Annotated in this window: 13 protein-coding genes; 1 reads left to right on the top strand and 12 read right to left on the bottom strand. The window is 35.7% G+C overall.

Going from position 1 to position 14,256, the window contains the following annotated elements; translation table 11 throughout:
• Positions 1-5: 5 nt before the first annotated feature.
• The 6 genes from J3U54_RS04075 to add all read right to left on the bottom strand — a co-directional run bounded on the left by J3U54_RS04075 (position 6) and on the right by add (position 6,611).
• The gene (locus J3U54_RS04075) at positions 6-1,910 is read right to left on the bottom strand and encodes a copper-translocating P-type ATPase (RefSeq protein WP_267385188.1); all 1,905 of its coding nucleotides are present in this window, start codon (positions 1,908-1,910) and stop codon (positions 6-8) included.
• Positions 1,911-1,931: 21 nt separating this feature from the next.
• Positions 1,932-2,303, bottom strand: coding sequence for a cupredoxin domain-containing protein (locus tag J3U54_RS04070; RefSeq protein ID WP_220221001.1), 372 nt, complete (start codon positions 2,301-2,303; stop codon positions 1,932-1,934).
• Between the two features lie 462 nt (positions 2,304-2,765).
• Positions 2,766-3,548 carry an ABC transporter permease gene (locus J3U54_RS04065; protein ID WP_267385187.1) on the bottom strand — a complete coding sequence of 261 codons (783 nt, stop codon included), beginning with the start codon at positions 3,546-3,548 and terminating at the stop codon, positions 2,766-2,768.
• 1 nt (position 3,549) lies between these two features.
• Positions 3,550-4,347 (bottom strand): ABC transporter permease, encoded by a 798-nt coding sequence (locus J3U54_RS04060; protein WP_267385186.1) that lies wholly within the window; start codon positions 4,345-4,347, stop codon positions 3,550-3,552.
• Positions 4,341-5,327 carry an ABC transporter ATP-binding protein gene (locus J3U54_RS04055; protein ID WP_267385185.1) on the bottom strand — a complete coding sequence of 329 codons (987 nt, stop codon included), beginning with the start codon at positions 5,325-5,327 and terminating at the stop codon, positions 4,341-4,343. The genes J3U54_RS04060 and J3U54_RS04055 overlap by 7 nt, the downstream gene beginning before the upstream one ends.
• Before the next feature lie 264 nt (positions 5,328-5,591).
• On the bottom strand, positions 5,592-6,611 hold the full coding sequence (gene add, locus J3U54_RS04050; RefSeq protein WP_220220999.1) for an adenosine deaminase: 1,020 nt from the start codon (positions 6,609-6,611) through the stop codon (positions 5,592-5,594).
• A 377-nt stretch (positions 6,612-6,988) separates the two neighbouring features.
• Between add and guaB the strand changes: the two genes are divergently transcribed.
• Positions 6,989-8,134, top strand: coding sequence for an IMP dehydrogenase (guaB, locus tag J3U54_RS04045; RefSeq protein WP_267385184.1), 1,146 nt, complete (start codon positions 6,989-6,991; stop codon positions 8,132-8,134).
• 55 nt (positions 8,135-8,189) lie between these two features.
• On the opposite strand, the gene J3U54_RS04040 is transcribed toward guaB, so the two are convergent.
• The 6 genes from J3U54_RS04040 to J3U54_RS04015 all read right to left on the bottom strand — a co-directional run bounded on the left by J3U54_RS04040 (position 8,190) and on the right by J3U54_RS04015 (position 14,207).
• On the bottom strand, positions 8,190-8,624 hold the full coding sequence (locus J3U54_RS04040; protein ID WP_103752156.1) for a MarR family winged helix-turn-helix transcriptional regulator: 435 nt from the start codon (positions 8,622-8,624) through the stop codon (positions 8,190-8,192).
• 2 nt (positions 8,625-8,626) lie between these two features.
• On the bottom strand, positions 8,627-10,024 hold the full coding sequence (locus tag J3U54_RS04035; RefSeq protein ID WP_103752155.1) for a DHA2 family efflux MFS transporter permease subunit: 1,398 nt from the start codon (positions 10,022-10,024) through the stop codon (positions 8,627-8,629).
• 155 nt (positions 10,025-10,179) lie between these two features.
• Positions 10,180-11,703, bottom strand: coding sequence for a glycosyltransferase (locus J3U54_RS04030; RefSeq protein WP_103752154.1), 1,524 nt, complete (start codon positions 11,701-11,703; stop codon positions 10,180-10,182).
• Between the two features lie 478 nt (positions 11,704-12,181).
• On the bottom strand, positions 12,182-12,895 hold the full coding sequence (locus tag J3U54_RS04025; RefSeq protein WP_103752153.1) for a hypothetical protein: 714 nt from the start codon (positions 12,893-12,895) through the stop codon (positions 12,182-12,184).
• A gap of 34 nt (positions 12,896-12,929) precedes the next feature.
• Complete coding sequence (locus J3U54_RS04020; RefSeq protein ID WP_103752152.1) at positions 12,930-13,367, bottom strand: CopY/TcrY family copper transport repressor; 438 nt, start codon at positions 13,365-13,367, stop codon at positions 12,930-12,932.
• A gap of 24 nt (positions 13,368-13,391) precedes the next feature.
• Complete coding sequence (locus J3U54_RS04015) at positions 13,392-14,207, bottom strand: Cof-type HAD-IIB family hydrolase (RefSeq protein WP_103752247.1); 816 nt, start codon at positions 14,205-14,207, stop codon at positions 13,392-13,394.
• Positions 14,208-14,256: the final 49 nt, after the last annotated feature.

The raw sequence follows: 14,256 nt of genomic DNA, 5'->3' as shown, positions 1-14,256 counted from the left end.
TTTGCTTAAATTTTGCTTTTCCCTAATAAAACAGAGCTGATTACTACTGATAATGAACTGAAGGCCATTGCCATACCGGCAAATTCAGGGCTAAGAGTTAAGCCAGCACCAGCAAATAGCCCGGCAGCAACTGGAATTCCAAGGACATTGTAGATAAAAGCCCAGAATAAATTGAGCTTGATGCGGCTAAAGGTTTTCTTACTCAACTTTAATGCACGAACAACGTCTTCTAAGTCATTTTTTATCAAAACAATTCCACCTGCTTCAATCGCCACATCAGTTCCAGAACCCATGGCAATTCCAACATTAGCTTGGGTTAAAGCTGGTGCATCATTAATACCATCACCAACAAATGCGACTTTGTGATGTTGCTGCAATTTTTTTATTGCGGCTGCCTTATCAATTGGTAAAACTTCTGCAATGACCTTGTTAATACCGACTTGCTGGGCAATTGCCTGAGCAACAGGTTTATTATCGCCAGTTAACATCACCGGCTCTAGACCCAATTTAACTAAATCGCTAATTGCTCGCGCCGCATTTTCTTTTGGTACATCTTGAATCGCAATTAAACCAATTGCCTGTTTTTCAATAGCCACTAGAACAACCGTTTTAGCTTCTTCTTGTAAAGTGGTAATCTTGGCTTTCAGCGGTGAAGCGACAGTCACGTCTTTAGAAGCAGGCTTTCCGACAAAGGCTGCTCGACCGTTAATTTGACCACTAATTCCACTACCTTCAATTGCCATAAAATTAGTTACTGGACTAGTAGAAATTTTGCCAGCTTTGGCAGCAGCTAAAATAGCGGGTGCCAAGGGATGCTCTGACATTTTTTCTAAACTGGCAGCTATCTGCAGGACTTCTTCTTTATTGCCGACAATATCGGTTACTACCGGTTTGCCCCTAGTTATTGTGCCAGTTTTGTCAAAAACAACAGTATCAAGATTATTGGCAGCTTCGAGAATTTCACCATTTTTAATTAAAATGCCCATCTTCGCTCCACGGCCTGTACCAACCATTAAGGCTGTTGGCGTGGCTAAACCCAGAGCGCAAGGACAAGCGATTACCATTACTGCAACGGCAAAATTAAGGGCTGTAGCCACATCCTTGCCGATTAGAACATACCAGACAAGAAAGGTCGCAATAGCAATTATCAAAACCGTGGGAACAAAGATATTAGCTACCTTATCAGTCAGTTTTTGAATTGGGGCATGACTATTTTGGGCTTGCTTAACAATCGCTATAATCTGGGCCAACATAGTGTCACTACCGACCTTCTCCGCGGTAAAAACAAATGACCCATTTTGATTGATTGTTGCTCCAATTACTTTATCGCCCACTTTTTTGTGGGCAGGTAAACTTTCACCAGTTACCATAGATTCATAAACAGCCGAGTTACCGGAAACTATTTTGCCATCTACCGGAATTTTTTGTCCTGGTTGAACTTGAATTAAGTCACCTTGTTTAACCTGATCAATTGAAACCTTCACGAAATGATCATCACGCTTTACTAAGGCATTTTTTGCTCCCAATTTAACCAATTTGCTCATAGCACTAGAAGCATTACTGCGCATTTTTTCTTCAAGTACTTGGCCTAAAAGAACGAAAGTAATTACAAAAGCAGCTGTTTCAAAGAAAACTGGCCGGTGAGTAAACATAGCATAAATACTGTAAAGATAAGTGGTTAATGTCCCCAGCGCTACCAAAGTATCCATATTAGAATGGTGCTTTTTAAAGGCAGCCCATGCACTACTCACAAAAGGACCTGCTGAAATCAACATGATTATAGTCGTAAATACCAACATTGTCCATGAACCGCCCGGTAGCATCCACCCGGTAAATGGATGCAAAATCATTTCTAACAGCATCGGTAAGGAAAAAATTAATGAGATCCAGAAGCGTGTTGTAATTTTCATCTTGGTAGTTTCCTTATCTTTTTATTTAACGATTACTTTGCCATGAAACATGTTCATACTACATTCCCATTCGTATTCGCCTGGTTTGCTCGTATCAATTTTAACTTGTTCCACTTTTCCCTTAGGTAATTCTTGATTAATACCGAAATCAGAAAAAATGACGTGATCAAGACAGCTTGATGAATCAAGTCGCTTAAAGTTTAACGTGGCTGGCACGCCCTTTTTTAGAACTATTTTTTCTGGCGAGTAACCGCCCTTTACCTCAATATTAATACTTTGCTTATCGGTGCCAAGCTCTGCCGTCTCAGCCTTAACATTTTGCTTGCCAAAAAACCACCATGTAATGAATAGTATTAAGAAAAGACCTACAATTAATACGATTATTTTAGCCATAATTATTTCTCCTATTGCGTTTTAATTTTCATTTTTAATGTCTACATTTGTAAACTATAATAATTATAAAGCCAAAATTTACAAATGTAAACATAAAAGGTTTGAAGCAATAAAAAATGCCCATTGGCACTGAAACCAATAGGCTTTGCGATTTTTTTATTTTGTCTACTCGATTTTAGCCAGTCCTCCAAACTGGAAAATTTCGACCCGCGTGTAAAAAAATTATTTTACCCAACGAGTTTTTATCTTCAAGCAAAATCGTTATTATCAACTTATCAGGATTGTAGCAATTAATGCTTTACTTAACAGCGTACAATACCTTAGTTTTTCATTTTCTATCCCATCCTAGACGTCATAAAATTAAAACCGCAAAAAAGATTTTATTAGCATCTTTTTTATCATGCAAGTATTTTGAATTGACTTTTTAACCTGCTTTTTTAGTCAAATAAAAGGTGATTTTGACTATCTTCCTGCACCATCATACTTTTTCAGTCCTAAGTTCCAAACATAAGTATCACAAAAGAGAAATACAATAGCGACAGCGAACTGGATAAGTACAACTGACCACTTTTTTGCGTTAAGAAGAACGATAGTGGCTGGACAAGCAATTAAACCAAACGGTAATAAAAAGTTGAAAACCAAATTACCAATTCCGCGATAGATTGTCGCTGGATACCTACTCATTTGGATCATACTTAAAAATAAATCGGTGCGACCAAAATTAGTTGGGAACCAAAAGGCAGAGATTGTCCAAAGATACCAGAGTGAATAATACAAGATACAACCGAACAGACATGAAAAAACAAATAAAGCTAATTGTTGCCAAGTTATCGCCTTACCTTGACAAGCTATTACAACAATGATTAAACCCAAAACCGCATTAATAAATTGCGTAAATTCAATTGATCTAAAAAAATAGAATAACTTAGTGTTAATTGGTTTTAATAAAACCGAATCAAGTGTTCCTTCCCGAATATCCTTCTCCAGTAATGGCATTGATTTAACCAAAAAGGCCATTAAAAAGCCATCGAGCATCGTATATACTCCAACCAGCAAAAGACATTCATTAAATGTCCAGCCGCCAATTGTGTCAACGTTCAAATAAATAACTTTGAAAAAAGCAATCGGGATTCCTAACCATAGGATCGATGATATCATTCCGAACAATGTATCAAGTCTAAAACTGATACTTTCAAGTAAGGCAACCTTGCTTAGATTCCTTATTAATTTAAGCTTATTTTTCATTTTATCCTAGTACATCAGAATATCTCTGAAGCCCTCTCTTATTAACCAACACCAGTATTAGATATAGTAAACAAATCCAAAGCAATTCAAGCGCAGTATTTACAAGCCAAAACTTTGTAGGCAATGTTTTAACAAGCGTATCAATTGGAAATGAACTAAAATATTTAAACGGTAAGCAACTAATAATCTTAAACATCGGGCTAGGTAACATTTCTAAGGGAAAATAAAAGCCTGACAATAAATTGACAACAATTTCTTTAACGATTAAAACAAAAAACAGATTATCAAACCAATAAGCTGTACTACCAACAATGTAAGAAAATAAGAACCAAAGAATAGCTGCTAATATGAGGCTAACTGCAAATTTGACTAACGTTAAAAGCGAAACTTGAACTAGCTTTTTAACAAATAGATAGCAAAAGCCAACTACCAGGATTGGTAATAACAAGAGCAGATTTGCTAACCTGTCTCCTAGCATTTTGGCAAAGTAATAACAATGAAGTTGAATAGGTCGATGAATAATTTTTGAGAGTTCTCCTGAATGAATATCATCATTTAACTCCCAGTCAATGGCATACCAAACAAATGAATTAATAAAATTTACACCAATATAGTAGATAACTAACTGATTCCGGGTGAAACCACCAATCGTTTGACCAGGTTTGATAATAATTGACCATAAATAGAACATTACAATGCTGGGAACAATGGCTTGCATTAACAGAATAACGACACTACTTTTATTGGCAAAAATCTTTTTTAGAGAAACAGCAATAATTGCAAGATAGCTTTTTAACATGACTTTTTCTCCCGGGCAAAAATTTCAAGAATAATATCTTCTAGTTTTAAATCATGAATTTGAAAATTTGATCCCTGTTTAGCACGCGCTAACGCAGCAAGTTCTTCATCCACGCGGTTGTTCGGGACTTTGAGCGTAATTGTTAAGTCATCCTGGTCAATTATTTGCGTCTTTATCTTTTCTGGTGCAAATGTTTCGGCCTTATTAAAACTGATATACTTATTTTGACCAAACTGTTCTAACAGATTCTTTTTTCTGCCATTCCAAATAATTTCTCCTTGATTAACAATTATTAGTTGATCACAAATAGCAGCAATATCTTCCATATCGTGAGACGTTAGAAAAATGGTTAGTTTTTCTTTTTTATTTAACTTTACCAAGAATTTGCGCAAATCTCGCTTTGCCAAAACGTCCAATCCAATCGTTGGTTCGTCTAAAAATAAAACTTTAGGCTTAGTTACTACACCCGCTAAGAACTCAACTTTCATTCTTTCGCCTAGGGATAATTTCCTTGTCTGAGTATCCAGTAGATGAGTAATATTTAAAGTTTTTGCCAGAGTATTCACGTTCTGTTCAAATTCTTGGTCATCTATTTCATACATGGTCTGCAATAATTTAAGATAATCACGCGGAGTCAGATCTGGAAACAGTTGTGACCGATTTCCCATCACAACTGAAATTGATTTTTTAAAAGCGTTACTTCTTTTGACTGGATCAAAGCCATTAACCTTGCAATAGCCTGATGTCGGAAATAATGTGCCCGTTAGCATTTTGATAGTTGTTGTTTTTCCCGCGCCATTTTGACCAATAAAACCAACTGTCTCACCTTCCGTAACCGAAAAGTTAAGTTGATTAACAGCCTTAACTGTTTTTTTAGTTGGTCGGATAATATTTTTAATAGCTGCTTTTAGACCATCGCCCCTTTTTGTAATTGAATATTGTTTCGTGAGGTTATGTGCTTCAATCACTTGCTTGTCCATTAAAAATGCTCTTTCTTAAACTCAAATACCTTTGAAAAGCACAAAAAAGCAATTTTACTAATTAATTTACCTGTAAAAATGCCCTGTTAAAAATCTTAACTTTTCAATTTATCTTAACCGCAAAAACCAGCTTATTGCCCCTAAGCGGTGATCACAGTTTACCATTAATCTAACATAATGCTCAATATTATTTAATAGAAAATTTAATTTGTGTTGTGGAAAATAAAAAAGTACTACTTCTTTACCCGAAGTAGTACTTTTTAACTAGTTTTTTGCTACGTAATCATCGATTTGCTGCAAATAAGCCTTTTTGGCATTATCACTAATCCACGAGGTGGTAAAAGAATTTTTCGCAATCTGAATCAGTTCTTCTCTGCCCCAACCAACTTTTTGCGCAAATTGATAGTAAACATCGTTAATGTAATTACCGCCTTTATATGAAGGATCATCAGAATTCAGGCTAATTAGTGCACCCTCTTTAAAAAGCGTAGTGATTGCCTTTTCTTCCATATCCTGACGTGTGTAATAATATGCAATTGGACAGGCGGTTATACCAATTTTTTCTTCAACAAGATAAGCCATTAAATCTGGATTTTCAATGATATTCATCCCGTGGTCAAGCCGATCAACTTCAATAATTTCCAATGCTTGCTTAATGTGTTCCACAGAGTCAACTTGTTTTGGATCACAATGCATTGTTAAATAGTATCCCTGCTTTTTGGCTTCTGCAAAAATTAACATGAATTTTAACGGTGGATTGTGATGTTCAGCTGAATCAAGACCAACGCCGATTATCCAGCCCTTCTCATGATAAGGCCTTGCCGCTTCTAATGTTTGGCGAGCGGATTCTTTAGAAAATTCACGGAGAAAGCACATTATTAGCTGGGTGTCTACGCCTAACGCGCGACCATCTACAATTGCTTCGTGTATCCCTTCTATTACTGTTTCAAAGGCTATTCCTCTGCTGGTATGTGCCTGAGGATCAAAAAATAATTCTAAATGCTTAACATTATTTTGCGCCATTTTTTGTAAAAATGCCCACGTAACATCATAAAAATCTTGCTTTGTCCGCAAAACCTTCATCCCATTGTAATAGGCTTTTAAAAATTCTGTAAGACCATAACCATAACTGTGGTCAACATCGGCCGGGGATTTTGCACCAATGTCAATATGATTTCTCTTCGCACAAGCAAATTCTAATTCGGGTTCAAGAGTTCCTTCGATATGAACATGCAATTCTGCTTTAGGCAAACCAGCGACAAATTCACGAGTCAGTTTTTCCATTGTTTGTGTTCTCCTTTATTATTTCCAATGACCACAATTAACTTTTTGGCACAATCATTTACTAATGAGATTGATTGGTTAGTTGTAGTTTTTTAGCCCTCAGCTCGAAGATAACACGAACATTATAACAAGCCAAGAGCAAATACCAAGGACGCTATATCTTTTAACTTAGTACTTTATTTAATAATAGCATCTTTAAAAAAGTTTACAATAAAAAAATTAATGTTTAATTTATTCGCTTTTTATCCATAATTATAACTGCTTCATGTTTGAAACTTAACTAATGATAAGTTTAATTTTGGCTTGACCGTTACTAAAATCATTAGTAAAGTGGAGACAATTTAAATTCATTATGCATAAAGATAAGGAGTGCGACTATGTCAAATTGGACAACGAAATTTATTAAAGAAGGACTGACATTTGATGATGTTTTATTAATTCCAGCAGAAAGTCACGTACTTCCAAATGAGGTAGATTTGCAAACCGAATTAGCCCCTAACCTCAAATTAAAGATTCCGCTAATAAGTGCCGGAATGGATACAGTTACAGAAGGCGCAATGGCAATTGCAATTGCTTTACAAGGTGGCCTTGGTGTTATTCATAAAAATATGTCAATTAGTGCCCAAGCCGGTGAAGTTGCTAACGTTAAAAATGTCGTTGTTCCAAGCAACATTGCCAAGGCAGCCGTTGATGACCAGAATCGGCTTCTAGTTGCCGCAGCAATTGGCGTAACCAGTGATACCTTTGAACGCGCTGAAGCCCTGCTAGAAAAAGGAGCTGATGCAATTGTAATCGATACGGCTCACGGCCATTCTGCAGGCGTTTTGCGCAAAATTAAAGAAATTCGCACCCATTTTCCTAATGTCACTTTAATTGCTGGCAACATTGCCACCGGTGACGCAGCTAGGGCACTTTTTGATGCTGGCGTTGATGTCGTCAAAGTTGGGATTGGTCCAGGTTCAATTTGTACTACTCGGGTTGTTGCTGGTGTTGGCGTCCCACAAATTACCGCTATTTATGATGCAGCTACTGCTGCTCAGGAGTACCATAAACCAATTATTGCCGATGGCGGTATGCAATATTCAGGCGATATTGTTAAAGCTCTTGGGGCTGGTGGCAACGCGGTTATGCTAGGTAGCATGCTTTCTGGTACAACAGAAGCTCCGGGTGAAATTTTTGAGAGTGAAGGACAAAAATTCAAAACATACCGTGGCATGGGTTCAGTTGGCGCAATGGCACAGGCACATGGTTCTTCAGATCGTTATTTCCAGGGTGGTGTTAACGAAGCAAATAAGCTAGTTCCCGAAGGCGTTGAAGCACGAGTACCTTACAAGGGCGATGTTTCTGATATTGTTTTCCAAATTATTGGCGGATTACGTTCCGGAATGGGTTATGTTGGTGCTGCAACAATTGCTGATTTACGTAAAAATGCTCAGTTTGTGAGAATTACCAATGCTGGTTTACGTGAATCACACCCGCACGATGTTCAAATCACGAAAAAGGCGCCAAATTACGAAAGATAATAGGTTGGTAATTATCAACTAAAAAGCACTAGCTGCTTATCCATAATGGATTCAGTTAGTGCTTTTTATTATCTGATAAAGCAGAATCTAGTTTGGCTAAATTTGCCAGCAATTTCTTTTTAGTATCTGACCCCAAAATCTTTTCAGTTTCTTGTTCTGAGGAGATAAAGTAATTTGTTATTTCTTTTTCTAGTTTAACTGCTTTTTCTGTTAACCGGATTTCCTTATAGCGAGTGTCCTGACTATCAACCTCTTTGCTGATCAAGTTTTTTTGTTCCATCAAATGCAAGATATTAGTAGCAGTTGATTTTCTAATATTAAATTCGTGCTCAATATCTTTTTGATAGATTGGTTGCTTAGTGGAAAAGGAAGTTAAATATTCGATAATCAACATCTGTGTTCCCGTTAGTCCTAAGCTTCTTGCAAAATGATCAACATTACGGTTAAAAGTATTCTGGACACGTTGTAAGGCTAATCCGAGTCTTTCCATTTTTATTCCTTTGCTTTAACAGGTTTAGTAGCTTTATACAGCAAGTATACACCAACTACCACTAAAACAAGCAAAAAGATTAAACCAACTTGTGAGGCATCAACTAATTTACCGGCCGCAGTATTCTTGCCACTCATCTGTTGAACAAATTGCATGATTGCGGAAACAATTGCAGTTCCCACTGCCCCAGCAAACTGTTGTGCCATGTTGAATAAACCATTACCGTCGGTATTTTCTTTTTCACTTAAAACATTAAGTGATGCAGTCATCGTGTTACCCATGATTAAGCCCGTACCAAGCATTGTAATGGTATAAAAGATGATAATTTCAATTGAAGTAAAGTTGGCTGCAAAAAGACAGAAAAGCAATCCCCCAATTAATTCAAACATCGCACCAGTCATAATTGGCTTATGTGGACCATAATTATCAAGTAACCGACCACCAACAGGCGATGCAATTGCTCCAATAATACCACCAGTTAAGAGTAGCAACCCAGCAATCATCGCTGTCGAACGATTAACAATTTGAACATAGTTAGGCAAAATAAAAGATAAACCTAACGTGTTAATTTGAAAAATAAAATAAGCGCCCAGACCCTGAGTAAACTTAATTTTCTTAAACACCCGAATATTAATTAGCGGATTTGCCACTTTTAGTGAATGCCTAATAAAAATGATCAATCCGATAATGCCAATAATTAGTGGAACAGCGAACGTTAATGGTTTTTGTAAAACTGTTGCCAAATTACTGAAGGCTAAAATCAAGCCAATGAAAGTTACGGTAATACTTAAAAAGCCCGCAACATCTAACTTAGAATGTTTAATTTTCTTACTTTCCTTAGTGATAGAAGCAAGTCCCATAACCAAAGAAATAATCATTACTGGAATGATGAAAATGTAAATAAAACGCCAACCCATTGTGTTTACAACTAAGCCACCAAAAGTTGGTCCTAATGCCGGTGCTACAGCAGTGATCATTGTTCCGATCCCCATCAGTAAACCGATTTTATCTAACGGTGTTCTTTCCAAAATAATGTTAAACATCAATGGAATCGCAATTCCGGCTCCAGCCCCTTGAACAATTCGTCCAATTACTAAGAAGGAAAAGTTTCTAGCCACAACATCAATAAGCAATCCTGCAATAAAGACTGCCGAAGCAGTAATAAACAGCGTACGTGAACTGAAATTCCGTTTCAAATAGGCAGATAATGGCATGATAATCGAAGCTACAAGTAAGTAACCCGTTGTCATCCATTGAACCATCGCCATATTAACGTGAAATTCGTTCATTAAGACAGGAAAAGTAACATTCCCCGCCGTTTCTATCAGGACTCCTGAAAAAGACATCAGTCCTGCCGCAAAAATTGAACAAATTAATTTTGCATCTAATTTTCTTTGCATATAATTCCTCCCAAAATTTTAGTTAGCAAGCTAACTGATTAACCATAGTAACGTAAATAATTTTGAAATGCAATTAATAATAATTTAAAAAATAAAAAAACCATCTTTAAAAGATGGTTAAAGATATGCAAATAATAATTAAAAAGTAATTCTTTTTAGGCCTTATCCGTATCAATTACATATTTTTTCCAGTATTTCCAAACTTCATCGCCTGAAAAACGTTTAGCGTTTTCATAAGCAGCCTCACTCATTCGTTCACGTAAATTAGAATCTGAGAAGTATTTTGCAATTTCATCTGCAAAAACATCAACATTTCCGTTTGGTACGAGAACACCACTAACATTATTATTAATCAAATCAGATGGACCATAATTAATATCATACGAAATTACCGGAACGCCATGCGATTGAGCTTCCATCGTAACTAGAGACGCACCTTCATAAAGAGAAGAAAGCAATAAAAGCTGAGCACTGTCATAAATATCATCAACATCATTTGCGTAACCCAAAAAATGAATACAACTTTCTAAGCCAAGGTCTTTAACTTGCTTTTTCAATTTCTTTTCTTCTTTGAAATTATCTGAGCCATCAGGGTAACCGTAAATATCTAATGTTAAGTCTTTATTTTTCTGATAAACTTGCGCAAATGCGTTAATAGAATCACCTATGCGTTTTTCAACAAATAACCTTGCTAAAATAACAATTTTACCAGGAATTCTCTGACTCATAGGAATATGCGGCTTGGCAAGCTGCTCATTGGATACAATACCGACAGGAATCGCAACAATCGGTACTTGGGTCCGCAACCGTTTTTTCATATCATCTGCTTGGCGCTGTCCGGGCGTGATAATTAAGTCAGTTTTACTTAACTGTTCTGTATTGGCAATTGAGCCATATGATAAAAATGAGTTGGGGTCTCTGTAATCACCATAATGAATACTATGAAAATGCTCAATTTTACGTGCCGGTGTTTTCATATTTATCATAGGTAAATTGGTGATATTACTACGATCTGAGATAAAAGTAGATTGGCCGCCATCTTGTTCATTTAGCTCGTCAAGCATAATAGTAAAAGCTTGTCCTATATTCATCAGCGAATATTGTATACCTTTTTTATCCGTCAGTTGAATATTAGTTGCTGCAAGCCACTTCGGTTTTTGCTCATATGAAACTTCATAATAAACTGTATTATCAGGTCGATAAAATGATTCATAAATAAGGTTATCATTTGAAGTATTAAAAATTTGAGTAAGGCTTTTAAATCCTCTAGTGTCATAAAAATCCATTTTTGTCTTATGATCATCAGCATTAAAATAAGTAATACTATCAAGATTATTATCACTAAACAAAGTAATTAACATTGTTTTGCGATTACCATCATATACTTCATAGCTATTATCAACCTTTTTAATCTGATCAGATTCGGGAATTGGTAGCTCATCAATTGTCATCTTTTGTTGCGGATAATTAACCGTTCCAGCAAAAAAGTCGTACATATTTACATAATCGTCATCATTTAAACCATATAGCGGTAAATTTCGATGAGCAAAACGATTATAATCACGCATTGCAAGTTTAGCTTTTACACCCTTTTGCTTAAATAATTTTAGCCTTTTAACTTCAGCATGTTCAATGCCAGAACTATTGGAGTCTAATCTGTTATTTAAAAAATAATACATTTATTAATCCCTCGTTATTTCAGTCATTCATACTATATTTTATCACAATTGAATCATGTTATTAAATGCAATTTATGTTATTTATAATATAAATCGGAAATGTTGATGTATAAAAGATTTTATAAGGACTTACTTTAACGATGTTAACGAAGAAATTGTAACTATGTAATTTATTTTGGTTGAAAGCTAACTTTTATTTATTTCATAACAACTTTTTAAGTATTATAAAATTACTGTTTTTATTCCAGCGCTTACTTATAATCACAAAAAATTACATTATTACACTATAATAATGGTTAATTACTATAAAATTGTGCTTAAATATTATCAAGGCAACCTAATTTATAAAACTTCTGGCCATATTAGGGGAGAACGTCATGTTTCAGCTTTAATCTGTTTAGATAATTTTGCTGACCAGCAAAATACCCCATAATTAGTTATGCTAATTATGGGGTTAACACCAAAATACTATAAATTTCTAATCCTTTTTCTTGGTCAGCTTTAAACCTAGTGGCCAGATAATAGCAACGACAACACTAATTGCTAAACCTAACCATAACATTGAGGAAGTAATTAGAGAAATTCCTGGATCTAATTCGCTTTGTAAATATTGGACTAATTGATTTAGGTAATATTGCAAGGCACCAAAAGAGCCAACTGCAGCAATTAACAAAGCAATTGAGGCCCAAGATTGACCAAATAATACTAACAATGCTGCCAGAGCTAAAATCAAAATAGCTCCAAATAAGAAGTAATGAAAAATATTGATTGAATTATTGACCTGTTTAGAATTATCCGATAATCCCTTATTAACACGCTGGAGTATCAGATAATTAACAGCTTTTTGAATCTCGTTTTTCTCAGGTAGCTTTAAATTTTTGGCAGTTAGCTCTCCGTTTTCCTGATAGCTAACGCTAAGATTATACAAGTCAACATAGGATAAATCCCGGTGATACTTTGAAGGCAATTGCTCAAGCACCTTATTTTCAACTCCAAAGTCTTTAGCTAACTTCAGTGTTCCCTTTAAATTGGTATCACCACTTTTATCGACGTTCTTTTTTATTACAGAACGCGCAACTTTCGGAACGTTTTGAACATTGATCGTTGCCGGACTTTCAAATAACAAAAAGCCCGCAGCACCAATAAATACTATAAATACTAACCGCAGAATTATACTAGCAAACCTTCTCATTAGACTTACCTCCTTAGGTAGATTAACTAATGTTCTAGCAATCGTGTTGACCCGAAGCTAAGCAGTTGCAAGCAATTTTGGCTGGTGCATGCAGTTTTTTCTGTGCAAGTTCTGTTTCAATTGTAGCAATATCACTTTCAGACAAAGGCATGTCTTTCAATATTTCAATTAAGACTTGTCCTTTATGCATATCACACATATGATTCATCATTTCTTTAGTGACTTGAATCATCATCTGAATTTGTGTAACTGTGGCAGAATAGACATATCGGCGACCATCTTTTCGCGTCTGCAATAGACCTTTTTTAACCAAGCGTCCCATTAAAGTTTTAATAGTTGATTCAGACCAATTTTTCTTAGTCTGAAGCTGCTCGATTACTTCACCAGTATGAATTTCGCCGAGAGTCCACACTATTCTCATGACTTCCCACTCGGCTTCAGAAATATTATGTTCTTTGTTTTTCTTTACCATAATAGTCAACCTAGTTTTATTCTACTACAAAACAAACTTTTTTAATGCTTTCGCAATTCCGTCATGATCATTATCCTCAGTTATATAATCTGCATTATCTTTGATCATTTCAATCGCATTTCCCATTGCCACTTTTTTAAAACTCAGATTCAAAAACATTGAAATATCATTTCCTTGGTCACCAAATACCATGACCTGACTAGGAGCAATTTTTAACCGGTCTGCAAGGTTAATTAGTGCGTTACCTTTTGAAGCATCTTTAATATTAATCTCAATATTAGAAGAAAAACTACGCACAACATCATATTTAGCAAAAGCCCACTCCGGAACATTATTCCAAAGCTTCTCTACTTCTTCGACATCATCTGTCTCGCTAAAGCCCACTTTATTAAAGGTAAAATCTTGTGGAATTTCTTCTGCTTTACGTACTTTAATAATATTTTTTGTCATTGCAGCATTGACCGATAAATTGACGCCCAATTCTCGGTCACATGTCCAAAAACATTCTGGTGTTTCAAAATGCAGGTTAACATGAGCAAGGCGCTGTAAACGCCGCATATTAGTAAAATCATGATAATTCATTTCTTGGTTCATCAATACTTTACCAGCTAAGTTTTGAATAACTGCACCGTTAAAGACAATATTATATTGCTTATCCCCGGCTAGTCCTAATTCGTGGTTGAATTGCATCACGCCTGATAATGGGCGGCCGGTAGCAAGAACTACTTGAATACCTGAGTCTATGGCTTGTTTCAACGTTTTCTGTGTTTCTGGCAAAATACTATTATTGCTAGAAAGTAAAGTACCATCTAAATCGACCGCAATTAATTTAATTGACAAAGTTTTTTCCTCCCACAATCTGGATATTATCTCCTTTATTATACAAAAA

Origin of the sequence: Lactobacillus sp. B4007 (assembly GCF_026535895.1) — a bacterium.
In the GTDB taxonomy this organism is placed as follows: Bacteria; Bacillota; Bacilli; order Lactobacillales; family Lactobacillaceae; genus Lactobacillus; species Lactobacillus panisapium.
This window is presented reverse-complemented; position numbering and strand designations above follow the sequence as displayed.

Bases quoted from the DNA above. Each gene is read 5' to 3' on its own strand.
- J3U54_RS04075 (WP_267385188.1), bottom strand. From the start codon at position 1,910: ATGAAAATTACAACACGCTTCTGGATCTCATTAATTTTTTCCTTACCG.
- J3U54_RS04070 (WP_220221001.1), bottom strand. From the start codon at position 2,303: ATGGCTAAAATAATCGTATTAATTGTAGGTCTTTTCTTAATACTATTC.
- J3U54_RS04065 (WP_267385187.1), bottom strand. From the start codon at position 3,548: ATGAAAAATAAGCTTAAATTAATAAGGAATCTAAGCAAGGTTGCCTTA.
- J3U54_RS04060 (WP_267385186.1), bottom strand. From the start codon at position 4,347: ATGTTAAAAAGCTATCTTGCAATTATTGCTGTTTCTCTAAAAAAGATT.
- J3U54_RS04055 (WP_267385185.1), bottom strand. From the start codon at position 5,327: ATGGACAAGCAAGTGATTGAAGCACATAACCTCACGAAACAATATTCA.
- add (WP_220220999.1), bottom strand. From the start codon at position 6,611: ATGGAAAAACTGACTCGTGAATTTGTCGCTGGTTTGCCTAAAGCAGAA.
- guaB (WP_267385184.1), top strand. From the start codon at position 6,989: ATGTCAAATTGGACAACGAAATTTATTAAAGAAGGACTGACATTTGAT.
- J3U54_RS04040 (WP_103752156.1), bottom strand. From the start codon at position 8,624: ATGGAAAGACTCGGATTAGCCTTACAACGTGTCCAGAATACTTTTAAC.
- J3U54_RS04035 (WP_103752155.1), bottom strand. From the start codon at position 10,024: ATGCAAAGAAAATTAGATGCAAAATTAATTTGTTCAATTTTTGCGGCA.
- J3U54_RS04030 (WP_103752154.1), bottom strand. From the start codon at position 11,703: ATGTATTATTTTTTAAATAACAGATTAGACTCCAATAGTTCTGGCATT.
- J3U54_RS04025 (WP_103752153.1), bottom strand. From the start codon at position 12,895: ATGAGAAGGTTTGCTAGTATAATTCTGCGGTTAGTATTTATAGTATTT.
- J3U54_RS04020 (WP_103752152.1), bottom strand. From the start codon at position 13,367: ATGGTAAAGAAAAACAAAGAACATAATATTTCTGAAGCCGAGTGGGAA.